Annotated in this window: 21 protein-coding genes and 3 pseudogenes; 16 read left to right on the forward strand and 8 right to left on the reverse strand. The window is 60.6% G+C overall.

Annotated elements, in window-relative coordinates:
- Window positions 1-91: 91 nt before the first annotated feature.
- Window positions 92-1,459 carry an LLM class flavin-dependent oxidoreductase gene (locus tag CupriaWKF_RS26595; protein WP_276101423.1) on the forward strand — a complete coding sequence of 456 codons (1,368 nt, stop codon included), beginning with the start codon at window positions 92-94 and terminating at the stop codon, window positions 1,457-1,459.
- 192 nt (window positions 1,460-1,651) lie between these two features.
- On the opposite strand, the gene bluB is transcribed toward CupriaWKF_RS26595, so the two are convergent.
- From bluB to CupriaWKF_RS26615, 4 genes and pseudogenes are all read right to left on the reverse strand, one after another.
- A complete protein-coding gene (gene bluB / locus CupriaWKF_RS26600) occupies window positions 1,652-2,320 on the reverse strand; it encodes a 5,6-dimethylbenzimidazole synthase (protein ID WP_276101424.1) in 669 nt (222 codons plus the stop codon).
- 121 nt (window positions 2,321-2,441) lie between these two features.
- Window positions 2,442-2,537, reverse strand: a pseudogene (locus tag CupriaWKF_RS26605) (recombinase XerD); the annotation flags it as partial.
- 8 nt (window positions 2,538-2,545) lie between these two features.
- Window positions 2,546-2,923 (reverse strand): type II toxin-antitoxin system VapC family toxin, encoded by a 378-nt coding sequence (locus CupriaWKF_RS26610; protein ID WP_276101425.1) that lies wholly within the window; start codon window positions 2,921-2,923, stop codon window positions 2,546-2,548.
- Complete coding sequence (locus tag CupriaWKF_RS26615; protein WP_276101426.1) at window positions 2,923-3,159, reverse strand: type II toxin-antitoxin system Phd/YefM family antitoxin; 237 nt, start codon at window positions 3,157-3,159, stop codon at window positions 2,923-2,925. Before CupriaWKF_RS26615 ends, CupriaWKF_RS26610 begins: the two co-directional genes overlap by 1 nt.
- A 497-nt stretch (window positions 3,160-3,656) precedes the next feature.
- Between CupriaWKF_RS26615 and CupriaWKF_RS26620 the strand changes: the two genes are divergently transcribed.
- Window positions 3,657-4,361, forward strand: a complete 705-nt coding sequence (locus tag CupriaWKF_RS26620; protein WP_276103218.1) for a dienelactone hydrolase family protein — start codon at window positions 3,657-3,659, stop codon at window positions 4,359-4,361.
- A 230-nt stretch (window positions 4,362-4,591) separates the two neighbouring features.
- On the opposite strand, the gene CupriaWKF_RS26625 is transcribed toward CupriaWKF_RS26620, so the two are convergent.
- Window positions 4,592-5,839 carry a hypothetical protein gene (locus CupriaWKF_RS26625; protein ID WP_276101427.1) on the reverse strand — a complete coding sequence of 416 codons (1,248 nt, stop codon included), beginning with the start codon at window positions 5,837-5,839 and terminating at the stop codon, window positions 4,592-4,594.
- 570 nt (window positions 5,840-6,409) lie between these two features.
- On the opposite strand from CupriaWKF_RS26625, the pseudogene CupriaWKF_RS26630 reads away from it, so the two are divergent.
- The 9 genes and pseudogenes from CupriaWKF_RS26630 to CupriaWKF_RS26670 all read left to right on the forward strand — a co-directional run.
- Window positions 6,410-6,769, forward strand: a pseudogene (locus CupriaWKF_RS26630) (hypothetical protein); the annotation flags it as partial.
- A gap of 782 nt (window positions 6,770-7,551) precedes the next feature.
- Complete coding sequence (gene wecB / locus CupriaWKF_RS26635; RefSeq protein WP_276101428.1) at window positions 7,552-8,784, forward strand: UDP-N-acetylglucosamine 2-epimerase (non-hydrolyzing); 1,233 nt, start codon at window positions 7,552-7,554, stop codon at window positions 8,782-8,784.
- Window positions 8,781-9,104 (forward strand): hypothetical protein, encoded by a 324-nt coding sequence (locus CupriaWKF_RS26640; RefSeq protein ID WP_276101429.1) that lies wholly within the window; start codon window positions 8,781-8,783, stop codon window positions 9,102-9,104. Before wecB ends, CupriaWKF_RS26640 begins: the two co-directional genes overlap by 4 nt.
- Before the next feature lie 135 nt (window positions 9,105-9,239).
- Window positions 9,240-11,039 (forward strand): polysaccharide deacetylase family protein, encoded by a 1,800-nt coding sequence (locus CupriaWKF_RS26645; RefSeq protein WP_276103219.1) that lies wholly within the window; start codon window positions 9,240-9,242, stop codon window positions 11,037-11,039.
- 94 nt (window positions 11,040-11,133) lie between these two features.
- Window positions 11,134-12,675: a glycosyltransferase family 2 protein gene (locus CupriaWKF_RS26650; protein WP_276101430.1), complete on the forward strand. Its 1,542-nt coding sequence runs from the start codon at window positions 11,134-11,136 to the stop codon at window positions 12,673-12,675.
- Window positions 12,676-12,679: 4 nt separating this feature from the next.
- Window positions 12,680-13,768, forward strand: a complete 1,089-nt coding sequence (locus CupriaWKF_RS26655; protein WP_276101431.1) for a polymer-forming cytoskeletal protein — start codon at window positions 12,680-12,682, stop codon at window positions 13,766-13,768.
- Window positions 13,761-14,765 carry a hypothetical protein gene (locus tag CupriaWKF_RS26660; RefSeq protein WP_276101432.1) on the forward strand — a complete coding sequence of 335 codons (1,005 nt, stop codon included), beginning with the start codon at window positions 13,761-13,763 and terminating at the stop codon, window positions 14,763-14,765. Before CupriaWKF_RS26655 ends, CupriaWKF_RS26660 begins: the two co-directional genes overlap by 8 nt.
- A gap of 114 nt (window positions 14,766-14,879) precedes the next feature.
- Complete coding sequence (locus CupriaWKF_RS26665) at window positions 14,880-15,713, forward strand: YaiO family outer membrane beta-barrel protein (RefSeq protein WP_276101433.1); 834 nt, start codon at window positions 14,880-14,882, stop codon at window positions 15,711-15,713.
- 2 nt (window positions 15,714-15,715) lie between these two features.
- Window positions 15,716-16,543 (forward strand): hypothetical protein, encoded by an 828-nt coding sequence (locus CupriaWKF_RS26670; RefSeq protein WP_276101434.1) that lies wholly within the window; start codon window positions 15,716-15,718, stop codon window positions 16,541-16,543.
- A gap of 511 nt (window positions 16,544-17,054) precedes the next feature.
- Here the strand turns inward: CupriaWKF_RS26670 and CupriaWKF_RS26675 are convergent.
- Window positions 17,055-17,318: pseudogene (locus CupriaWKF_RS26675) on the reverse strand (transposase); the annotation flags it as partial.
- Between the two features lie 475 nt (window positions 17,319-17,793).
- On the opposite strand from CupriaWKF_RS26675, the gene CupriaWKF_RS26680 reads away from it, so the two are divergent.
- From CupriaWKF_RS26680 to bcsZ, 3 genes are all read left to right on the forward strand, one after another.
- A complete protein-coding gene (locus CupriaWKF_RS26680; RefSeq protein WP_276101435.1) occupies window positions 17,794-20,142 on the forward strand; it encodes a glycosyltransferase in 2,349 nt (782 codons plus the stop codon).
- A gap of 133 nt (window positions 20,143-20,275) precedes the next feature.
- Window positions 20,276-20,605: a cellulose biosynthesis protein BcsS gene (bcsS, locus tag CupriaWKF_RS26685; RefSeq protein WP_346348628.1), complete on the forward strand. Its 330-nt coding sequence runs from the start codon at window positions 20,276-20,278 to the stop codon at window positions 20,603-20,605.
- 84 nt (window positions 20,606-20,689) lie between these two features.
- Entirely contained in the window at window positions 20,690-21,784 is a 1,095-nt protein-coding gene (bcsZ, locus tag CupriaWKF_RS26690; RefSeq protein ID WP_276101437.1) for a cellulose synthase complex periplasmic endoglucanase BcsZ, read from the forward strand.
- A 37-nt stretch (window positions 21,785-21,821) separates the two neighbouring features.
- On the opposite strand, the gene CupriaWKF_RS26695 is transcribed toward bcsZ, so the two are convergent.
- Together CupriaWKF_RS26695 and CupriaWKF_RS26700 are read right to left on the reverse strand one after the other, a co-directional pair.
- Window positions 21,822-22,463: a hypothetical protein gene (locus tag CupriaWKF_RS26695; RefSeq protein ID WP_276101438.1), complete on the reverse strand. Its 642-nt coding sequence runs from the start codon at window positions 22,461-22,463 to the stop codon at window positions 21,822-21,824.
- A 2-nt stretch (window positions 22,464-22,465) separates the two neighbouring features.
- Window positions 22,466-22,840, reverse strand: coding sequence for a hypothetical protein (locus CupriaWKF_RS26700; protein ID WP_276101439.1), 375 nt, complete (start codon window positions 22,838-22,840; stop codon window positions 22,466-22,468).
- A 253-nt stretch (window positions 22,841-23,093) separates the two neighbouring features.
- Here CupriaWKF_RS26700 and CupriaWKF_RS26705 point away from each other — a divergent pair, with 253 nt between their 5' ends.
- Both CupriaWKF_RS26705 and CupriaWKF_RS26710 read left to right on the forward strand, forming a co-directional pair.
- Window positions 23,094-23,576, forward strand: coding sequence for a fumarate hydratase (locus CupriaWKF_RS26705; protein ID WP_276101440.1), 483 nt, complete (start codon window positions 23,094-23,096; stop codon window positions 23,574-23,576).
- Between the two features lie 217 nt (window positions 23,577-23,793).
- The gene (locus CupriaWKF_RS26710; protein ID WP_276101441.1) at window positions 23,794-24,291 is read left to right on the forward strand and encodes a hypothetical protein; all 498 of its coding nucleotides are present in this window, start codon (window positions 23,794-23,796) and stop codon (window positions 24,289-24,291) included.
- Window positions 24,292-24,367 lie beyond the last annotated feature (76 nt).

Below are 24,367 nucleotides of genomic sequence, written 5' to 3' on the forward strand. Positions count from 1 at the left end.
CTATGGATAGAAGAACATCGAGCTTCGCAATACCAGTGGTGATCCCTACGATGTCCCCTGCATTGACAGACTGAGGACGGGAGAAACAGACATGGCGAGACGCGAAGGCTTGATGAGCCTCGGTGCATTTCTCTATCCGAGCGGGCACCACATCGCCGCCTGGCGGCATCCCGAAGCCAAGGCCGACGCCGGTATCGACTTTCAGCACTACGTGGCTCTGGCGCAGGCCGCCGAGGCTGCCAAGTTCGACCTGATCTTCCTGGCCGACGGCGTGGGCACGCGCGGCGACAATGTCGAATTCCTCAGCCGTACCGCGCACAGCTACCAGGCTCAGTTCGAGCCGATCACCTTGTTGTCGGCGTTGGCGGCCGTCACCGGGCGGATCGGGCTGGTGGGCACGGCTTCGACCAGTTTCAACGAGCCGTACCACGTGGCGCGCAAGTTCGCGTCGCTCGACCATATCTCGGGTGGCCGTGCCGGCTGGAACCTGGTCACCTCGTCGAACGAGCACGAGGCCCGCAATTTCAACCGGGACGAGCACTTCGCGCACGCCGATCGCTACCGGCGCGCGGAGGAATTCGCCGATGTGGTGACCGGGTTGTGGGACAGCTGGGAGGATGACGCCTTCCTGCGCGACAAGGCGAGCGGGCGCTACTTCGACCCGGCCAAACGCCATGTGCTGCGACACAAGGGCGAGCACTTCTCGGTGCAGGGACCGCTCAACGTCTCGCGCCCGCCCCAGGGACACCCGGTGGTGGTGCAGGCCGGTTCCTCGGAGGCTGGCAAGGAACTGGCGGCACGCAGCGGCGAGGCGGTATTCACGGCCCAGCAGACGCTGGAGGAGGCCGTCGCCTTCTACGCCGACCTGAAGGGCCGCCTGCCGCGCTACGGCCGTTCACCGGATGACCTCAGGATCCTGCCGGGCGTGTTTCCGGTGGTCGGCCATAGCGAGAGCGAGGCGAAGGAGAAGTTCGAACAACTTCAATCGCTGATCGACCCGGTAGTGGGCCTGGCGCTGGTCGCCGGCCTGACGGGCGGCTTCGACCTGTCCGGCTATCCGCCCGACGGCCCGATTCCGGAGCTTGCGCCGACCAATGCCAGCAAGAGCCGCCAGCGCCTGGTGCTGGACCTGGCGCGGCGCGAAAACCTTACCATCCGCCAGCTCTACCAGCGCGTGGCTGGCGCGCGCGGTCACTGGCAACTCGTTGGTACACCGGCACAGATCGTGGATCAGCTCGAAGAACGTTTCCTCAACTACGGCGCCGACGGCTTCAACGTCATGTCGCCGGTACTGCCCGGAGGGCTGACTGATTTCATCGCGCTGGTGTTGCCCGAGTTGCGGCGGCGTGGGCTGTTCCGGACCGAATATGCGGGGGCCACGCTGCGCGAGCATCTCGGCCTCGCGCGCCCTGCGCATCCCGCGGTCAGGCGCAAGCACGCCGAGGTTGCTGCGGCGTGAGCGATATTGCAACCCCTTGATTCATAATGACTTCGGGGGCCAGACCGCCAGACTTCACACGAAAGGTACGATCCCCTTGAAGGGAGCGCGATTTATCGACAAGCACCCACACCTTCGATCGCCAGAGCTACTGAGCATATTGACAGGCGTATCCCACAACTTCGTTCCACTCCCAAATTTCCGGTTCAGTAATCAGCCCGGGGCGATTGGGGGGCTGGGGTTGGTCCAGCCATTCTCGAACACCATCTCGTCCAGGGATTGCCGCCTGGCCCAGTCTTCCTGTTCCAGCATCGGCTTCTCATAGAATGTGTCGACCTGGCCAAGGCACAGCACAGCCACTGGCCGAGCACCGGGCGGCAGCCGCAGCAGCTGGCCAAGCTGTTCAGGCTCAAACAAGGAAACCCAGCCCACGCCGATTCCTTCCGCGCGCGCAGCAAGCCAGAGGTTCTGGATGGCGCAGGCCACCGAAGCGAGATCCATGTCCGGCATGGTGCGCCGGCCGAAGATATGCCGCTCACGTCCATCCATCAGCGCTGCCACCAGTACTTCCGCGCAGCCCAGGATGCCCTCTACCTTGAGTCGCATGAACTCGTCCTGGCGTTCGCCCAGGGCGACCGCGGTGCGCTGGCGTTCGGAATCGACCAGCGCGTGGATCTGCGTTCTCAGGCTCCTGTCAGTGATGCGGATGAAGCGCCAGGGTTGCATGAAGCCGACGCTGGGGGCGAGATGCGCAGCGTGCAACAAGCGTTCCAGCAATGCAGGATCGAGTGGGTCCTTCCGAAAGTGGCGCATGTCGCGACGCTCCCGGATGACGCGATAGACAGCGGCAATTTCACTGTCGCTGTAGCGATATGGGTTCATGGCTTGAATAACGCGGCGGTGGCGCTAGGGCTGGAGGGAAGTGGCAATGCGGGTAGCTTGCCACGATGGTGCCGTGACGATGGCTTCGCGCTGTGCGATTTTGCGATGCCGGCTCATCCTGGGTCCGGCTGGTCCAACTGATGCGGTGCCGCTCTTGGGTGGCCTCATGCCGTGCATCCTCCTCGCTGTGCAAGTAGCCGCTCGTGGTCGCGATCGTATCTGTGGCTAAACCCGAATGACGAGGTCGGAATACTTCCAGACGTGTTCGTCTGCCGATAGCAGTCGCAATGGCTCGATGATCGCCTGGGCGATTAACAGCCGATCAAACGGATCTCGATGGTGGTTTGGCAGATGACGCACTGCGGCTGCATGCGAGTTCGTCACAGGAAGCTCACGAAAGCCTGCGGCGGTGATTTCAGCGATAAGTTCGTCGACATTGACGTCGATCTTTTCGAGGCCTGCCTTGATGGAGATCTCCCAGATGCTGGCCGCACTGATGAAAACCTCCTCGGCATCCAGGATCAGTCGCTCCGCGGCCTGGCTCAGTTTGGGGTCATTCGTGACCGCCCAGAGGAAAACATGGGTATCGAGAAGGATGCGCATTACCTTCCTTCGAATGCTGCGAGCAAGTCGTCAGGGAGCGGGGCATCGAAGTCGTCCGCCATGCGGATCTTCCCCTTCAGCCCGCCGAGGCGCCGCGGGCCCTTTGGCTTGTCGAATGGCACGATCCGGGCCATGGGCTTGCCTGCCTTGGCGATCACCACCTCGTCGCCTGCCGCTACCTCTTCGATGAGCCGTGAAAGATGCGTTTTCGCCTCATGAATGTTCACCGTCTGCATGTTTCTCTCCTGCGGATAGACTTAGTCTAGTTTAGTCAAATCCGTCCGACAAGATCACCCGCGCAACCGGGTTCGATCCGCTGGAATCTATAGACATAAGCGTATTTATGTCTAAATATCGACTGCGGTAGTTAAATATTTAACGTATTACGTTGAAGGTCTTGGATCGCCGGTGTCACCGGTGTACGCCCGCGCTGGGTCCTCGCAGAACAGCTGCAGCAGAGCTATAGCCCGGTGCGCACGCCCGCCCAGGCCATCCGGACCTGCCGCGTTGAAGGAAAAGCAGGCGTGACGCCGTAACGGAAGGGCAGCAGGCCGGAGACCTCGCGGAACAGCGCACGGGTGCCGGGCAGCGCCCGCGCAGTTCGGCCAAATCGGTATGCAGCGCAGCGTCGGTCAGTACCCGATGAGATTCGCCGCCCGCGCATTCCGGAGCACCTCGCTTGCGCTATCATCCGGCCAATCTGGTCCACAGCAAACGACAGGAGCAGCCCATGATGCGACACATCGGTCAGACCGTCTCGTTCACCCGTCCCGACGGCCAGTCGGTCAACGGCTACCTTGCCAGGCCGGATCTCACTGAGGGCGCCCCGGCCATCATCGTTGTCCAGGAGTGGTGGGGGCTGAACAACCAGATTCGCGGCGTGGCCGACCGCCTTGCGCGTGCCGGCTATTACGCGCTGGTGCCTGACCTCTACCGCGGCGCCAGCACAGTCGAGCAGGAAGAGGCCCACCACCTGATGTCCAAGCTGAACTTCGGCGACGCCGTGGCGCAGGACATCCGCGGCGCTGTGCAGTACATCGGCACCCTGAGCAACCGCATCGGTATCACCGGCTTCTGCATGGGTGGCGCGCTGACGCTGCTGTCGCTGAACGCCATCCCCGAGCTGAAGGCAGGTGTGCCGTTCTACGGCATGCCGCCGCTGGAAGCCATCGATCCCGCCAATATCAAGGCGCCGGTGCTCGTCCACTCGGCCACGCAGGACGCGTTCTTTGCGGCCGAGGACTTCGACAAGCTCGAGGAGAAGCTGCGCGCCGGCGGCGTCGACGCGACGTTCCACCGTTACCTCGCGCACCATGCATTTGCCAACGAGGAAGCCATCGGCGACGGCCGCATCGCCGGTACCCAGTACGACGCCGCTTGGGCGCAGGTCGCCTGGGACCGCACGCTGACGTTCTTCGCGCGCCACCTATGGCGCTGATCATCGCCAGCCGGGAAGCATTCCGTCTGCGGCCAGGCCGCCCTGAACCCGGATGACGGCAGCGACGCTAACGATGACAGTCAAAAATGAGCGGGCGGAGGCGATCCGTAACCAATGGGATGGACGCCCCCACCGCCCGCGCCAGTGGTCTGCTACCGCAGCGCGGAAAGGACTGATTGGACGGGCCGGGTTGCAAGGCACGGGCTACCACTCGGAAGAAGCGCCTAAGCTCAGGGGAACGGCTTCATGCCTAGCAGGGCCGCGACCGCAAAGCCCGAAACGTTGGTCTCCTGGTCCGGCGAGCCGGGGAAGTCGTGGATGCCGTACGTCTGCGGATCAAGGACGTTGTTGAGGATCCATGGCAGGGTCGTGCTCGGCGGCTGTATTCCAAGCGCCCCTGCGCCAAGCATCAGAACCACGTTGCTCAGTGCGTAGGCCGGGTCAGTTGCAGGCGCACGGATGCTGCCGTCTGCCTGGGTCTGGTTGATCAGCCACTGGACCGAACCCGTGCTCTGCGCATTCGCACCAAAGACCCAGGGCAGGTAGCCTTGCGGGAAGATGGCATCGATCTCCATATCCGTGTCGAGCGGACTGCCCGGGTCACGGCCAATGGCATACCGTTGCTGGTTGTTCAGGTAGAACTGGGTCGGCACGTTCGCCTTGAGGAAGGCAGCCTTGCTTGCATACTGCTGGTTATCTGGGAATAGCAGCGCCCCGGCGTTCATGCCAAGGTACACGTCGCCCTGGTCGGCGGCGTATTCATACGGCCAGAATTCCCAGGTCGAGCTTCCATCGGGCAATTGCCACGAACTGCCGGAAAAGCCACTGGGGTTGATGTTCTTTGCGAGGATGAAGTCCAGGGCAGCGCGCGCGTTAGCGCTGTACCTGGAAACCAGCGCGCTACTGCCAGTGAGCTGCTGGTGTTGATACAGCAGATATACGAACAGGGCAGAGGTGGCATCCACGCCGCGCACATCGGCGATACCTGCACCCGGCGACGTCGGCACAGGGTTATACGGCGATTTGATCGAGTACACATAGCGCCAGCTTCCCTTCCAGCCCGGGTCCGTCATCTCTTCACGGGCAGCAAGCCAGGCGATGCCTTTCTCCAGGCCCGTCAGGTATTTGGGGTCGCGGGTATTGCCGTAGGCGGCTGCGAGGCCAATCAACGCGTATTCCATGTTGGAGTCGGTGTTGACCGTGTCAGCGCCGGCTTCATCCGGAATCGCACCGTTGACGTCCTGTTGGGCCAGGATGAAGCCAGCAATCTGCAATGCGACCGCCCGCTGCTGTTCCGGTGTGGTCGCTGTGGGGGGAGTGGGCGCCGGCGTCGATGCTCCCTTGCTCGGGCGGGCCTGCGTCTGCAGCATGGTATTTGGGGCAGCATCGTCGCCCGACCCGCCACAACCCGAGGTGATGACGGTGATGCCGGCAAGAAGGGAACAGGCTATAGCTCGATTTCTTCTCAGCAATGACATTGTTGGTAAGTGTTTGGTTGATGACGAAGGGAACGGACGTCCGTGCCGTCGCTCACGTGGCCGCTGCGCCGGTTTCGCACTGGCATGGACGAGCCAAGGCGTTCGTCGCCCGCGCATGGCACGACGAAGAGGAGACGTCACGGAGATCTAGTGGATGCTGGTAACGCGCGCGCGTGTGTAGGCAGGCTGTTTGAACTTATGAGGGCTGTTCAGCCCGTTGGTGGCGTGGTCGCTGCCAGATAAAACCAGGCACCGTCCGGCGACGCAACGAACGGGCCGTGGTAACTCAGGCAAGCGCATACCGCACCTTTCATTCGCGAGGGGCGATGATAGCCGCCGGCGGAGCATGGCTACAGTGCGTACGCATCACTGTGTAAAGGGGTGTAACGCACTGGTATGGGGCGAGTACGCCAGTCCTCCTATGGAAATGGGATCAGGCAGCGATTCGAAAAAAAAAGACCAGGCTGCCTGGAACGGCCGGGAGAACGTCCGTTACAAAATCTGGCAAATTTCACGCAGCGAATGTGCCTGATTCGCTACCCGGGAGGCCGCGCAAAGCGGGGGCTGACGGAAAGCCTGGGCTGGGATCAGGACGCTGAGGCCAGCCCCGAGGAGGCCAAACTCCTTGGCAAGCTCGAGGAGTTCATTGTCTACCTGGACAACAACCGGCACTTCATCGTGAACTACGGTGACCGCTATCGGCATGGCGAGCCCATTGCCTCAGGTTTTGTCGAGTCAGCCGTCAACCAGGTGGTCAGCAAGCGGTTCGTCAAACGGCAGCAGATGGCTTGGCGTCCACGGCACGCGCACAACCTGCTGCAAATCCGGACGGCCGTGCTCAATAACCAGCTCCGGTCTTACGTTGAACGCTGCCCGTATACCGTGAAGCCGCCATCCGGCGCTCTCGCCTCGCCAGTCAGTTTCCGCTGACGGTTAACACCGGGAGATCCTGCGCCAAACTATCTGGCCTGCCCAATACTGTTTAATTTTTCAAATTGATTGCGCGAGGGCGTTGTGATGCATTTAGTACTCAAATTCACCGCAGGTGACCGGTCCGGCCCGATGTCCATATGCGAGTGAATTGAAGATTGTCTACGTGAGAATGTACTGATTTTCATCGTTGTAACAGATCTCAGCTGGTTGGGGAACTTTTCGGGCGGGCGCATGGGGACCCGCCAAACGGTTGACCCTCTCTTCACTTCCACGGTCCTAAGAGGACACCTATCCACTCGGCTTATCTCGAAGGTCCCATTCTTCACCCATTTAGGATCCGCCCAGTTCAGCGCAACTCGGTTAAACGGATGGGTGCGCGCCCTTACCTTGGCTATATCGAACATTTACAGATGGTGACGACGAATCGAGTTGACGTGCTACTCCAAGGGCGGGCGAATATGACCAACGCCCGTCAAATCCCATTACTGGAGTGCAGATTTATCCGCCGCCTCGCCGATTTGGCCTCGGAAAGGATGCGCCGCAGCAATTTAGTCACTTGTAACACCATTGCAACCCATTGGACGGCGAATACACCTGTCGCCCGGCAAAGGCGCCGTGATTCCCTTCGAATCAAGGACTTAGGAACGCGTGGCACAACCGTCGCTATAAGGTAGCTTCCGCCGCCGTTGCGCAGTGAAAGCGGAAAGTTCTTGGCATGCAGGGAAGACCTGTGATCAGCCCACGAGTACGGGCCTACCAACACCAAGAAAGGCGTCAGTATGCAGAAAGTTCTCGCGGTATTCGGGACCCGTCCTGAAGCAATCAAAATGGCGCCGCTGATTCACCGGTTGCGCGGTTCGCCGGCCTTCGATGTGCGGGTGTGTGTTACCGGCCAGCACCGGCAAATGCTGGACCAAGTGCTTCACCTCTTCAAAATCGTCCCGGATTTTGACCTCAACGTTATCAGTAAGGGGCAGAGCCTTTCGGATATCACGACCAGGGTGCTGACCGGCGTGCACGCGGTACTTGACGAGTTCTTGCCCGATACGATGCTCGTTCACGGCGATACTACGACCACATTGGCAGCTACGCTTGCCGCGTTCTACCGGAACGTGGCCGTAGGTCATGTCGAGGCGGGATTGCGTACCGGCGATATGAGCGCACCCTGGCCTGAAGAGATGAATCGGCGCGTGACGGACATCATTGCGTCGTGGCATTTTGCGCCTACGCAGCAGGCGCGGGACTCGTTGCTGCGCGAAGGCGTCAACCCGATTCGGGTCAGGCTGACTGGCAATACGGGCATTGACGCCTTGCTTCAGGTCAAGCAGCGGATCGACGCGGATGCCAAAATGCGCGTTAGGTTGTCAGGCAATTATGCGTTCCTGGACGAGGCTCGACGGATGGTATTGGTGACAGGGCACCGCCGCGAGAACTTGGGTGAGCCATTCGAGCGATTCTGTAAAGCATTGCGCAGGCTTGCCGACCGTAATGAAGACATCCAGATCGTCTACCCGGTCCACCTGAATCCAAGGGTGCGAGAGCCGGTGAACGCCATCTTGAACGATCACCCCAGCATCCACCTAATTGAGCCGCAGGAATACCTGCCGTTCGTGTTTCTGATGTCGGCCGCTTACCTGATCGTCACGGACTCGGGCGGGATTCAGGAAGAGGCACCGGCGCTTGGCAAGCCGGTGCTAGTCACGCGCGAAACGACGGAGCGTCCTGAAGCCGTGGCCGCCGGCACTGCGCGGCTGGTGGGGACTGACATGGACCGGATCGTTGCGGGTGTCGAGCTGTTACTTCGCGATCCCGACGAGTATGCCTGTATGTCGCGTGCCCACAATCCCTTTGGGGATGGGCATGCGAGTGAGCGCATTGTCAACGCCTTGCAGGCACCCGTGACAACGATGTGTACCGCCGCCTTCGCTTGCGCGCCGCAGGCACCAATGCACACTGACGCGCGCGCTATCCACGTACCCAGTAACGCCGGAATCTGGAGGAGTGAATCATGAAGCTTGCAACCTTAGCGGCAGCGATGCTGCTTGCCAGCACATGGGCCGAAGGGCCAGCGTGTGCCGACACGCTGTCGGCAGAAGCGGCAGCGGTAATGTCCGGGCCCATACTCTATCTCCCGGCCAGCCCGTCAAATCCAGGGGGCGTAAATGGCTACGACCATGGCAGGCAGTTCGACGTCGATATCGAGGGCGATCCGCCCGCCAAGTTCCAGGCGCGGAGGGACAAGCTGACGAAGACGATGCCGCAAAAGGCCGTAGTCGGACCCAAGGTCAAATCGGGTTCCTACACGCCCGCGCCTGTCCCTGGTCCAAACTGAGGCTAGCTCCGCCTGCAGTTGAACCAATGGTCGGAGGTGCGCGTGCCCCGTTTGGTGCGCAGGACCTGATCCCCGGCCAGTCCCGATTTATTCCTTCGCGCTTTGGAGGCGATCGTGTTCCAAAAACTCTGTTCCATGCTGCAGCGAATCAGCGTCGTGGCCCTCCTTTCGCTGGTTCTGTCGGCACCGGCACTCACCCGTGCCGCCACCAACCAGATTGCATTGGTGGTGCCTGACAATTTCAACCAGTCCGACCCGCACATTACTGCCTGGCTCGACGCAGCGCTGGAGGAGGGGCTTCAGATTACCTTAGTTACTGACACGCAAGTGATTCAGGGCGTCACCCCCACGCAGTTTCCGGGCATGATCCTGCCGGATCTGTCGCACCCGAATGCCAGCGACGACCTGGTCACGGCGATCCAAAACTACACGAATCAGGGCGGCAACGTCATGCTGGTATATGACTTCGGCGCTTTGACAACCACCGGGTTCTACGCGCCCCAAAAAAGCCGGTTCAGCAATCTGGCTGGGGTTGACTACGTGCTCTATGACCAGTTGCTTGGCAACATGATCGGGCTCGGTCCGGTCACCGGGCTGAGCAGCACTTTGCGCGCCATCCAGGTCCCGCCGGGCAAGTCCATGGCGTGGACGACGACAACGTCGACGAATCCAATCGAAGGCATATCAGGCTATGTATATGGCTTCTTGACTTACCCGAGTTACGTGACGCAAGGCACTTACTCGGGGACCACTATGCTGACTTCGCCCAACTTCGGCCTGGTAGCCGGTCTGCGCCCGTATGGTGCCGGGCAGGTGCTCTTTGTCAACCTCCCGCTTACCTACCTGAAGGGGCAAACGGACGGTATGGCTATGCACGGATTCGTGCGCTATTTCGGCGAAACGATGATGCGCATGCCGCGACTGTCTGCGCAGCCTAAGGCTGTAGGGGGTTTAGTGCTTAACTTCCATTTTTGCGCCGGCGACGAGATCGCCCCGGCGTTGAAACTCCAGAGCTGGGGGATTTTCAATAATGGCCCGTTCTCAGTGGCGATCACTGCCGGACCGGACCAGGCCGCCTTTGGCGATGGCCTCGGGATCGATCTGTCGCGGAACACCACCGCGCAGCAGCTCGTGCAATATCTGCTGGGCAAAGGGCATCACATTGGCAACCATGGCGGCTGGATCCACGACTATTGGGGCGCCAACGCCAGTGAAACCAATGCGTCAAACTTCACGCAATACCTTGTGCTCAATAAACAAAGCGTTGAGGCCGTGACCCAGCAGCCCACTGTCGAGTACGCGGCTCCGGAAGGGAATACACCGCAGTGGTCGATCGACTGGCTGGAAGCCAACGGCAACACCGGATACTACTTCACCGGCCATACTGGTATGGCGCCCACGCGCAGTTACCGCAATGGCGCATTGCTTAATCAGACAATTCGCGCGTTCCCGGTCATGCCATTCGGCCTCTACGCGACCTTCGAGGAGTTTCAGCAATTTAGTGTGCCAACCTCCAGCGTCAGCAATTGGTACAGTCAGTTGACTAACTTCGTGGTGAAGAACCGCACTAGCCGGCTCATCTATATGCATCCACTCGGCGCCTCCGCCTACCACGGAGTTCTCAATTCCATCTTCACCCAGGCCACTACGCTCCACACGGTTGGACAGTTCAACTGGTACACCATGGATGATCTGGCCAAGTTCGGGCAACGCCGCCAGCAGACCGCCTGGCAGGCGACCGACACCGGCAATGCGTGGTCGTTCCAGGCGACCAATGCAGCCGGGCTGACCGACCTGACCTGGGTTCTGCCGAAAGCCGCTTACAACCAGCCGGTCGTGACACAAGGCGTTGCAACGGTGACCTGGGACTTGACGAACTGGCTGATAACAGCGGGTGCCGGCACGTCTCTGGCATTCACCAGCGGCAAGCATTGACGTCTTATAGTGCCGCGGTGCCGCAGCGCGATCCCCCAGGCGTCAATTCCATTCGCCCGGGGGCTCGTGGAACAACCACCTTCAAGCCACGGTCATGCCTCCATCGCTTCGTTCCATTCTGCTGCAGGGAGCGCTACTCGCAGGCGCTGCTCTAGCCTCGCCGGGTGCGGTAGATGCGCGTGCCATCGAGGCCGGCCGAACCTCGCGCGAGGCTGGGCGCAGCGATCCCGTCTCTGCGGAACCAGTGCAGACGGTGGCGCAGATGGGCCCCCGGCGGCTGCAACCAGAAGATCTTGAGGGGGAGAGCGACGGCTCGGTAGCCGCGCCTGCGAGCGATCGCTCCGTTGGCAAGCTGGTGGACGGCGCCAGGATCGGCGACGTGGCTGTCAGCGCGCTGACCGGCCTGTTGTTCCTGATCATTCTCCTCGTCGCGTTCTATGCAGTAAGGCACTATGTCTTCACTCTGAACCGGTTGTTCGGCCGCCAGAGGCACCCTTACCTCGATATCGACGTTGCCGACTGGCCCCCGTTGACGGTGCTGGTGGCAGCTCACAATGAAGAAGCCGTCATCGCCGGATCACTCGAATGCCTGCTGCGGGCGGATTACCCGGCGGACCGCCTCACGATCACGCCCGTGAATGATCGCTCGAGCGACCGGACGCGCGAGATTATTGATGAAGTCGTTGCCAAGCATCCCGGCCGGATCATCCCGTTCCACCGAACGGGGGGAAAGCCCGGAAAAGCTGCCGCGCTCAAGGATGCTTGCGAGACTGTCGGCACGGATATCATTGTTGTCTTCGATGCTGACTACCTACCGCCTGTTGGCCTGCTCAAGCAGCTTGTGGCGCCATTCTTCGACCCCGAAGTTGGGGCAACCATGGGCCGTGTTGTGCCATTGAACCTCGGCAGCAACCTGCTCACCAGACTACTGGATCTGGAACGTTCTGGTGGCTACCAGGTGGACCAGCAAGCTCGCATGAACCTCGGGCTTGTGCCGCAGTACGGCGGCACGGTGGGCGGCATCAGGCTGTCGGCGTTGCGCAGTGTCGGGGGGTGGCACGACGACGTGCTTGCTGAAGACACCGATCTCACTTACCGCCTTCTATTGGGGAATTGGAAGACGATCTATCAGAACTGGTGCGAATGCTATGAGGAGGTGCCCGAAGCATGGTCAGTCCGGAACAGGCAGATCATGCGATGGACGAAAGGGCACAATCAGGCGTTCTATCGCCACGTTCGTCGGATGGCGACCTGTCAGGGCCACGGGCTGGTCGAGAAGCTGGACGGTGTAGCGCTACTGGCCATCTACTCGATGGCTCCTATCTTGCTGATAGGGTGGGTGCTCACGATCCTCTTGTTCTATACGAGCGGCTTCCCAATTCAGGGCACCCTTGTATTGCTAGCTCTGATGTCCTATGGAACTCTCGGCAATTTCGCGGCGTTCTTCGAAATTGCCGCAGCCGTTTACCTTGACGGTGGTCGGGAGCGAATCAGGCTGCTGCCCCTGAACTATTTCGGTTTCCTTGTTAGCGTTTTTTCCATCTCGCGAGCCATATTCGATCAAATGTTCACGGACGTGCTCCTGCGCCGAGAATTCCGCTGGGACAAGACAACGCGATATCGACAAGGAAGTTGAGATCATGTGGCCAATTATGCTGGCTGCCCTCACCACGTTGGTTTTCAGTCTTCCGTTAGTTCCTGCGATCATGGAATGGAAGCGCCGCTTAGATATTGCTCCGCTACCCATCGATGCCGATCACACACTGGATGTGGCCTCGGTAGCTGCCGAGTTCAGAGCGATGCTGGACGCACCGGGGGAGGGCGATGCGGTAAAGACGGACCGCGCCCCTGGTCAGGTGCTACAAGTCATGGAATGCTGGGACCCGGCCCCAGCTGAGATAGGCTTGCGGACGTGCTGGCGCGTGCTTGCCACCAAGGGCAGCCTGATTTTGCCCGATGATTTCACATTCACGCGCGAACTGTACGCGACACACTCACTCAGCAGCGGGCTAGGGAATCGGCTCCTGACGGTGATGACCGAAGGGGACATGCTGTTCCGCCACGGTAGTGTCCTACAACGCTGGGCCTATGCGCGAAGCGCGCATATCCAATCTCGCTGCCGCCTTCTGGGTCCGCTGCTCGCGCAGCAGGCGATCCTCATTGAGAAAGAGTGTGACTTCTCCTCGTTGACAGCCGGATCGATCTACTTTGGCGAAGAGGCTAAACGCGCTGCCAAATATGGCGCCAGCACCAGTGGCGCGCGCGCAACGGGGAAGGACCAGATGGACCGGGCCAATAAGATGCCGTTTCGCGACGATGGACGCTGGATCGTCGAACACGACTATACCTTCCCCTCCAACATCCATTATGAGGGAAACCTGATCGTCCACGGCGATCTTTGGATTGGTACTGGGGCCTGGATAAAGGGCAGCGTTAAGGCTACCGGTTCCATCTCGCTCGGGAGGTATGCCCGGATCGATGGAGCACTGATGTGCGGTGGCGCGCTTTCTATCGCGAGGTCCTGCGCCATCATGGGTCCCGTTACCGCGGAGCAATCGATCAATGTGTCCGAAAATTGCCTGATCGGCCTCCTTTCGAGACCGACGTCGCTGGTGGCACCGGAAGTGTGCATATGTATTGGCACAACTGTGCATGGCACGGTGAGTGCGGATGATCAGGGGAGGGTGGTGTGGGCCAATATGGCATCACATTGCGACGAGCATGAATAGAATCCTTTTTGCCTTTCTGATGGCCATCGCCATACTTTGTCAGTCCAGCCAAGCGGCGGAGCTGCGTCTCACCGGCTACCAGGGATCGGACGGTGCCATTACTACCTACTTCGGCGGAAATTCGATTGACCCATACTTCGCCACGAAGGCGCTGCTGGCCGCAAAGGACGTCGGGCTGGACGCGGATGTGGCTGCGCGCCAATGGATCGATTGGTTGTTGCCACGACAACGCAGCGATGGAAGGTTCGAGCGCTACTGCCTAAAGAGTCAGCGCTTCGTCGCTTGTCGCCGGGCGGATGCAGATGACGCGATGCTCGCAACGTGGATGGAAACCCTAGTTCGGTTCGCACCGCCGGAAGGCATGCCGGCAGAATGGAAAGAGAGTTTCGACAAGGCCAGCCGCCATCTCGACACTTTGCGTGACCGGCAGCGAGGGGTCTATTTCATTGCTGCCGACCTGCCCGTGGCACTCATGATGGATAACGTCGAGATATCCAGTGCCTACAAGGCGGTGAGCAAATACCTGCAGACCAGGCATGACATGGAAGCTGCTGCGTTCTGGATGCGCAAGGCCACGCAACTCGACCGGGCCATCCTGCGGGTGTTCTGGCAGCCGGCACGCGGCTACCTGGTCAGCACCCAGGCGCGTGACAAGATCGAGTTCTATCCGGATACGGTCGCACAGATATTCCCGATTCTGGCGGGGATCCATCCTGAAAGTCAGTCGCCAGACGCCAGTTACCTGGCCTGGATGCAGAAGCACCGGTTTGTCTGGCTGCAGAACACGGAGACGGACTTCCCCTGGGGCCTGGTGGCTCTGGTGGCCGATAAGATGGGAGACCAGGATGCAATAACCTGCTGGCGAGCACGCTCCGTTCAGTTCCGGCATGGGACGCACTGGAACGTTTTGGAAGAGGCGCTCTACCAGTCATTTGAGGCAAGGCTCACCCCCGAACGGGCGCTGGCGCCCGTGCCAGCGGGAGTACGGTGTCGCTAGCCGCTGGGGTGGGTCTCCAAGCAGCAGCGAAGCATGGTCTAGAGTTTGATGGAAGCAATGGGCAAGGCTGCGATGGAGGCCTACCGGTAAGAGCCATATAGCTAAGGAATAAGAATGGGAAAGCACCCCGGTTACCTAAGCGGTTGGGCGCTGACGATGCTCGGCGCGCTGATGTTAGGCGCGGCGACAAATGCCCGAGCCGAGCAGGAAGCCACCGGGCCGCGCGTTTACGTGCCGCTCATGACAGGCTTCATCGAAGGCGGCATCGGGCACGCCAATCTCACGGGAAACAACCCCGACTGGAACGACCAGTTCCTGCGCGGAGGGGTGCATCTGACGCCGAAGGATTACGTGACCGGGGAAATCAGCCATCAGAGCCATTTCGGCGACGATGGCACTTTCTTTGGCTTGGGCTATACGAGAACCTTCAATGACGACTGGTATGCATTCCTGAGTGGAGGTACCAGTTCCGGCGGCTTTTTTCTACCGAAGTACAGGGTCGATGGGATGCTGTTCCGCAAATTTCTAGATAAGCGGAACCTGGTGGCGAGCGTTGGCTTCACTTATTACAAAGCAAAGGAAATCTATAACGACAAGACGCTGCTGTTGGGCGCGACCTATTACTTCGACGGCCCTTGGATTGTCCAGGTTCTCGGGCGATTCAATCGAAGCGACCCCGGGAATGTCCGCTCCAATCGCGGGATGATTGCGGTGACGTATGGCCGTGATAAGGAACAGTACATCACGCTGAAATATGACGGCGGGAATGAAGCATACCAGTTGACCGGTGCGCAGACCGTGCTGAGTGACTTTACCAGTCACGAAGTCAGCTTGAACTGGCGTAGATGGATCACTAAGCGGTGGGGGTTCAATCTGCGCGCAATCTACTATGAAAACCCTTCTTACAACCGCAAGCAAGCCGAGGCGAGTATCTTTGTTGAGTTTTAGCGGTGACGCAACAATCTCACCAATCCCCCGCAGCGCCCGACAAAGGAGAGGCTCTCGGCCGCACCGTGCTCAGCGTTGCGCGCCATCGCTCCCTAGGTCATCTAACGCTTTCATCGACAACGCTCGCTGGTATCGTGCTGCTTCCTGTCTTGTTCAACGTGGTCGAATGGCAACTGCGCATTCCGCTTAGCACCGCGTGGACGGCTATCTTCGGCTTTTGGCTTAAACGCCTTGAAATCGCCGGTGTCGTCTCCGAGCGCCTGACTTCGATGGCATGGTTCGATATGCCTCTGCCCCATGTTGAGGTAGTGGCATCCTTACCGGATGGGGTGACATGGCTCGTTGCGGCCGCACTAACGATTCTAGTGTGTCTCGTAGCCCTGCGCCTGTCCGACAAATACCTGCCGCTGCGCTACCTCCTGCTGTTCGCCGTTTTCATCCAGGTCACGGCGCTGATTTTCTTTGGCGTCGTGCCTGAGCGCTTCCCGTACACCGCAAGCGGCTATGTTGACAATGGATTGAAAACGGCCGTCAGCTTTCTGTTACTGCTGCCATGGGCCCATGCCCTCGTCTACTACATTTTTGACTTTTCCTGGTCGAGGAAAATAGGCCTGACCATGATGACGCTTACCTTCGTTGTTGTCGCGGTGCCATTGCAGCTCATGCTGCATGTTTATGTCATGTGCCGCTGGTCATTGCTATGTCTGCCTCTCCTGTCGTTCCTGCTTGGCCCATCAATGATTTTGTTCGGATGCATAGCGCTATATGGGTGGGCAATGAGTTGGCAAAGCTTAGGCCGTGGTGCACGGGCATGCGAACGTTCCGCTTAGATCATTCATCCCCACGGAGAGATGTGATGCTTGGGCGGCAGAAAAAGATCGGAGGAAAGCTATGAAAAATCATTTCGTTTGGCTCGTTGCGCTACCCCTCTGTCTGAGCGCATGTGGTGGGGGAGGCGACCAAACCGAAACGGCAACGATTGACACGCAGGCGCAAAAAGTGATGCCGCCGTCGGCCTATTCCATGACTATTACCCCGACAAATGCGCGCGTGGCAGTAGGGGAGGAGGCGTCCTTTTCCGCCAAGGTGGTGGATAACCAAGGCTCTCAGGTAGTGGCCATGGTTCAGTGGACGAGCGGCAACACCGCTGTCGCGACGGTACTGCCAAGCTGGAAAGTCCCTAGCTTGGCAAGTGCGCATGGCTTTGCGCCTGGATCCGTGTCGCTGACTGCAACAGCTACGGCGCCAGATGGCAGCACGTTGAGTCAATCCGCGATGCTCACGGTTGTCGCAGCGCCTGCGCCTAAGTTGACGCCGCGCACTAGTATCTCCGCACAGAGGTTATGACGGTTTGCCAGAGGTCAGTTCTGGGTAGGCTTTGGCCAATTTTTCCCGGGCCCTTTCCGTAGAGAACATCCGGTTAATGCGAGTGCTGCTGGCGTTTCGCAGTTGCTCCCAAGCCGCGACCCCGGTGATCAGCCGGTCGCGGCAGTCGATGCGGCGAGCCAGACACTGACTTCGCAGCACGCCGATTTCGATCTCGACCATGTTGAGCCAACTGGCGTGCTTGGGGGTGTGGTGGAATTCGATCCGTTGCAGGATGCGGCGGTTGATTGCGGCGATGTCGCTGTCGGTCAGCGCGAAATAGTATTCGACATCGAATTCCGGCAATCGAGAAGCCAAGCTGTCTTTTCCCACATAGCGAAATCCCAAGCCCGGCATCTTACGCCCCCATCCAGGTGACACGATCCGAAATCGCGGGCGGACACGGTACTCCCGAAGTCACTTGAGGGCAGCAGCCAATTGACTGCTTTGCCCTTAGCGCCTTGTGAAGAAAGGCTTTGCGGGGAAACCGTAAGATTCTGCGCAAAAAGGACGACTACCCCGTTATGCGCGGTTTGCGTGCGGTAGCCAACATTCACCGACGTCCGCGCCTCCCGTCCTTTTCTACTCTCGTTGCTGATGAGTCCGGCCCCTGTCCACGATGAACTTAGCCATGACCTCAGGCTACCGGGCCATGCCATCGGGAAGATGGGCTAATCGTCATATCGCATGTCAATGCCGTTGCTTGTGCAACGGATTGCCAGGCACGTTCGGTCACGCAGACCGGTCCCGTCCACGCCATAAGAAGAAGTCAATCTTGAAACGATCCGCGTCGGCCGCAAGGCTACGGCTTGGCGCCGCGGATGGCTGGAGCGCATACGTGATGGCGGCAGAGGCAGATGACCACGCGTCGGCAAATGTTCCGGGACTCAACGCCCGCTTTGCGCTGGAAAGGCCAACACGGTCTGTCCAAATCCTGGTTGCCGCTTACATCATCAGCGGGGTCGTCTACTTCGTATGGAGAAGCGGCACGTTCAACCCGGAAGCGATGGCACTGTCGGTGGCCTTGTACGCCGCGGAGTTGTTCGGATTCGTGAACGGCCTGTTCTACGTGATGATGACTTTCCGGCTGAGCGTACGCGAGGCGCCTCCGCCGTTGAGCGGTGCCAGCGTCGATGTCTTTGTGCCTACCTATGACGAATCTGTGGAACTCGTGCGCAGGACACTACTGGCCGCCAAAAACATCCAGTATCCCCATGTGACGTGGTTGCTCGATGACGGCAACCGCGACGAAATGCGCAAGCTCGCGGCCGGGCTCGACTGCAAGTATCTCGCGCGTGCCGTGAATGCAAACGGCAAGGCCGGCAACCTCAATCATGCGCTGCTATACAGCCGCGGCGAATTCGTCGCTGTCTTCGATACGGATCACGCGCCCCGCAAGGATTTCCTGTCCAAGACGCTCGGATACTTCACCGATCCCGATGTGGCGTTCGTGCAGACGCCGCAGGATTTTTACAACGTTGATGCGTTTAGCCATCGCGTTGCAGGCGAGGCGGTCTGGAGCGAGCAGTCGGTGTTTTACAAGGTGATCCAGCGCGGCAAGGATATGTGGAACGCCAGCTTCCTCTGTGGCAGCTGCGTGGTGCTGCGCAGGTCCGCCCTCGAAGTCGTCGGCGGCTTTGCGATTGATACCGTGACCGAGGATATCCACACCTCGATCAGGCTCCACAAGAAGGGGTTCCGCTCCGTTTACCATGCGGAGTCGCTCGCGTACGGCCTCGCGCCACACAATATTGATACCTACCTCAGCCAGCGGATACGCTGGGGCACGGGCGCCATGCAGGTGCTGCGGTGCGAAGGCGTTGTCTTCAGCCGCGGCCTGAGCCTTGCGCAGCGGCTGAATTACCTGGCTTCCATGCTGATCTATTTCGAGGGATGGCAGAAGCTCGTCTTTTTCCTGACGCCGCCAGCGGTACTGGGCTTCGGGATGCTGCCAATCATCGGTTCCACGTGGACCTTCTTCGCAATCTTTTCCGTCTACTACCTGGCTTCCCTGCTGGTCTTCCTGGAACTGGGCAGGGGCTATGTCTCCTTTCTCCTCAACGAGCAATACGGCATGGCGCGCTTCTTTGCGTTCATGTTGACCATTACGGGACTGTTCCGCAGGACGGTATCGTTCTCCGTGACCTGCAAGGACATCACCAAACGCGGCAGGACGTGGCTGTGGCTGGCCCCGTCGCTGGGAGTCGGCTTGCTGAATTTCGCCAGCATTCCGGCAGGCATTGCGCGCATGACGCAGGAACAGATTCCACTGGGTGCCGGGATCATCTCGATATTCTGGGCATGCGTGACGGTCTGGACGGCTGTCCTGCTCGCGCGCTTCAGTCTCCGTATCGGCAGGCGGCCCAGCGGGGAATATCGCTTTCCGCTGCGCATTCCGTTGACGCTGACCATGCAGAACCAGTCGTTCTTTGGACTGACCGTAGACCTGTCGGCAAGCAGTGCACTCTACCGTGGCGAAGTTGTGCCGTCGCTGCCGCGCGAGGCCAATATCGATGTGGAAGTGCACCTGCCCAACGCCGCGGTGCGCTGCAACGCGGCCGCCACCTTCACGTCCCGGCGCGATGCTGACGGACAAAACGACTGCCTGATCGAACTGCATCTGCAGTGGGCGTCCCCGGAGGCGCGGCGCACGCTTGACATGTTCCTGTTCGGCAGCAGTCTCCAGTTCGAGATGGGCCGGCTCCGGGAAAGGCAGGACGCGCCATTGGCGCGCCTGGCGAGGGCGCTGCGGCGCGATGCCAGCCTGCCGGCCAGCGACCAGATCTGGGAGCCTGGGCTGGTCTCGCAGCAGGGGAACGGCGCCGCCCTGCCGATTGCCGTCGCCTACGCGAAAGGCCAGAGCGGACAGGCGCTCTCGATGATCGCGAGCGGCGTGGCATTCGACGTGCGCGCGGATACCGTGCTGCGCCAGCGTATCGCGGGGCGGCAATCGGAGCAGCATATCAGCCTGAGCCCGGCGGGAATGCTGGAAACCCCCACCGGGGCGATCCATCTCTACAACGCAGCGCCAGCCGCACCGGCGCTGCAACCGCGGCAGCAATAGGACTAACCCATGCGCAGCGACGAACCTGCTGGTAAGCGGCTGGTCTGGCGGCGGGCCGCCATGATCCTGGTTGTGGCCGGTGCGCAGACGACGGGCGCGGCTCTGGCTGCGGCGGCGCCGCCACTGCTTTTTGGTGGGTGCGTCCTTTGCGGAGCGTGGGGAGCGGTATGAGTACCTCGGGCTTGCCTCTTCCTTTCTCCCGCCCCAATACCTTACACAAAGGCTGATGCTGAGTGACTATCAGTACGGGTATCCGTCCAACGGGACCGATGTGGTGGTCAAGGGGCAGGCGATCGAGGCGGCCCTGGGTATAAAATCGGCATTGGACGCGGGCTGGGTCGAGGCTTCGGCCGGCTTGCGCTATCGTCACAATGACGTCAGCCCGCCGGGGGTCGACGTACGTGCCGAAAGCCATCGGCTGGGGCTGGTACTTGGCGTGCAGGGTGAGTGGCACTGGAGTTGAGCAAGGCGTTCTAGAGCGAGGCGTTTATGGGAGAGGGCGCGCATGAACCGTAGCCGACGCCGCTGGATCGCGGGCACCATGGCCTTGTCCGCAGGCATCGGGTGTCATATGCCGTTCGTCCGCGCGGCCTCTCAGGCATCGTGGGGCCTCTGGGATCGCTATGCAAGTGAAACCATCAGTGCTGACGGGCGGGTCATCGAGCACAGCCGTGAGGCCCGTACGACATCGGAAGGGCAGGCCTATGCGTTGTTCTTCGCGCTGGTCGCCAACGACAGAGTCCGCTTCGACACCATACTGGACTGGACACTGAATCAGCTCTGGACCAACCGCGCGGAGCCGCCCGCATGGCTGTGGGGTCAGCGCAAGGACGGCACCTGGGGCATCATCGACAGCAATTCCGCCAGCGATGCGGAACTCTGGATCGCTTACTCGCTGCTGGAGGCGGCACGATTGTGGGAGCGTCCGGCCTGCCAGCAGCTTGGCACGGAGCTGCTGGCCGCCATCCGGTCCAGCGAGATGGCACGCCTGGCCGACGGGGGCTTCATGCTGATCCCGGGTAAAAGCGGATTCCGTCTTGGCGAGCGGACCTACCTGCTGAACCCGAGCTATGCGCCGGTCCAGGTGCTGCGCCGCCTCGCCAGCCGGCAGCCGGACGGGCCCTGGCAGTCGGTCGCCGCCAACCAGGTAAGCCTGCTAGTCCGCAGTGCGCCCGCCGGCTATGCCCCGGACTGGTACCGCTTCAGGGAAGGCGTGGGCTTTTCCGTTGAACCAGCCAAGGGTCCGACCGGCGGCTATGACGCAATCCGGACCTATCTCTGGGCCGGCATGCTGAATCCCGAGGATCCGTCATTCTCTGAACTGCTCGCCTCGCTCGGCGGCATGGCGAAGGCCTTCGCTGCCAGCGGCAGGGTGCCACATTATGTGAACGTGCAAACGGGGGAAGTGTTTGGGGAGGGGCCGGCCGGGTTCTCTGCGGCCATCTATCCGTTCCTGGTCGCCGCCGGACACGACCGGTTAGCAGTTAGGCTGCGGGCACAGATGGAAAGTGATATTGAGCGCCTGTGGTCGTCGCTTGGCTACTACGATAAGAATCTTCTGCTCTTTTCCTCTGGCTGGGCGCAAGGGCGATACAGATTCGACGTGGGCGGTTTCCTGCAGTTGGGGAATAATTCCCAGTAGAAGCGTATCCGCGTGCTGGAGGCTTCCACAGCACCCGTTACGCTGCGTCCTTCATGCCAGGCAGGCAATCCAGAAAGTCCTGATGGAGCGTGCGGACCCGGGCCATGTTCGCTTGCGCGTCCGTTGAGACCAGTGCCGCCATCTGCGCCGCATAGCAAACCAGGCCGTTTGCGCAACGAACCACGTTGTCGACCAGAGCCACAGGGTATCCGGTACCGGACCTGGCCATGGGATGCATGCCCCCATGCGTGAAGCTGTTCAAGGCGCGCAAGGACTGCGCCCGGTACTCGTCGAGATGCGCTACGATGCCCTTGACGCGTGGATCCTCGAGCTTGAGCAGCTCGTCGAACATGCGCTTCACCCCTGGCGCCTTGTCTGCCGCACGTGCCGACTCCTCCGACAGCGGCTCATGGTACTGCCGTACCCATTTCTCGTCTGCCGCCTCCAGCAGCCAGACGCCGCGAATCAGCGTCTCGAACTGCGGCCGGAACAGGGCCATCGCAGCGTTTGGCATGCCGATGGTAAGCAAGGCAACGGCACCGGCGGCATGCTCGACTGACATCAGGGCGCACTGGTACGCGGAAATCACCCGCGGATGGTCGGTCGGCTCCGACCGGCTCATGCAGGAGACGGCTGCGGCGTGGAGTTCCGCCGAACGCTTGATGATGTCTGCAGGCATCGCTATGCGGTGTGACCAGGTTGTTCGTCGTCCGTGGAGTCCTCGAGCAAGTGCCCGTACGCGTCAATTTCCTTTTGTGTTCGCGCCTGGCTTTCGGCGATTTTCTCAGGCGTAACCTCGCCGTCGACAAACTCGACCGACACCCGATTTACGCGTGGATCCTTATCTACGATCGCCTGCAAGACCTTGTCGAACAGCTTTTCCCCGGCTCGCAGGCCCAGTGGCCGTGGCACCAGCACCTTGACCAGCAGGATTTCGTCCTCGCCGGTCGCTTGCGCCACTTCCGCCAGTGCGGATCTCAGATAGCCCTTGAGTTTCAGGACACTCAGGTCACCGGGAATCCCGACATGCGATACCCGAATCGATTTCTTGGCCATGCCGACTACTTGCGTGTTATCGAAGCATGGAATATACCCCACGGCCGTGAATGCCGATCCTTACTTCAGACGCTTGCTGAAGTTGGCGGGATCTTCGCCGAATTTTCGTGAAAAAGAACTGATCGTCCGATGAGGGACCCCCGGTTTTGCGGAGCGTCCGGGTCATTCGAGAACCAGCCAATGATTAAAGCCGGTACAGGATGGATCGCTGCAGCGGTTATACTCCGCGCTCCACAACTAACGGGTTATTAACATGGTCGTAGCAACCAAAGCCGCCGCTCCGAAGAATGCAGTCGCCAAGGGCAAGCCTGCCGCAAAGAAAGTGGCTGCGCCGAAGCAGAAGGCCAGCGTGCTCGCACGTGAGGCGCAGGCTGCGAAGAAGCGCCTGCTGAAACTGCGTGCGGACACGAAGAAGGCCATCGAAGTGGCAAAGCGTGAAGTCGCGCAAGCTACGGAAGCCGCAAAGTCTGCGCTGCGTTTCGAGAAGCAGGCCGCCAAGGAAAAGCTCGCGGCAAAGAAGGCAAAGGCCGGCAGCGCCGGTAAGGCAACGCGCAAGACCGCCGCCACGAAGGCTGCGCCAAAGAAGGCAGCCCCGAAGAAGGCCGCGCCCGTCAAGGCAGCCGCGAAACCCGCCGCGAAGAAGGCCGCAGCCAAGTCCGCTGCGCCGAAGCGCGCCGCGGTGAAGAAGGCGGCGGCTCCGAAGGCGGTTGCTGCGACGCCGCAAGCTTCGGCCTGATCCTTGCCCCGGCGGGTTGGTATTTCACCAACCCGCCGATTGACGCCAGACGGGCGCATGGTCAGCGCCCAGGTCCCGGTGCCGCGGAACCGTGCATCGGACCCTCGGGTTCAATTCGTTTCATGCCGCATTGACCAACTGCGTGTTCCGGCAATTCCGGCGCGGTTGGAGTCGATGCAAGACATGGAAGTCTTTCGCGGCCAGCGCGACGAAATTAATGCACGATACCGACGACGCTCTTTCGGAGCAGGAATCCTCAGCCATCCACGAGCCTCGACTCTGGCGAGACAAGGGCTGGACGGCCCGGGTGATCAAGAACGAGGATGGCGACGGCTGGGCGGTCGAGATGATCCGCGACGGCAGCGCCGAGCCTGCCCTGGTCGGCCCCTGGACCATGGGACGCAACAAGGTCGATCCGAAGCCGCTAGATGCCACTGCCCACCAGACGCTGGTCAAGACAGCGGCCGAAGTCATCCGTCGGCACGAGCAGCAGCTGCATGCGCAGCTCAACAAGCAGTGCAATATCGAGACCGAATCGGGAGCGCTGACGATCAGGCTTGTTGTCACCCCTGATGAATTCGAGCCTTACGGCACGCTCACGGCCGTGGATTCCTTCGGGGATGTGGTTGCCACCGTCAAGGTGCGGCCTGACTTTCGCCTGACACGCGAGCGCGCCGCCCGCTGGGCAGCGGATGGCTTCGGCAGGGCGGTCTGAAGCCCCTCGCGGTCCACGCGGTCCATGCCGGTGGTTCGCTTCCGGTCCGTTATCCTGAAAATCTCGGGGCGGTCCC

This window comes from Cupriavidus sp. WKF15, assembly GCF_029278605.1.
Lineage (GTDB): Bacteria > Pseudomonadota > Gammaproteobacteria > Burkholderiales > Burkholderiaceae > Cupriavidus.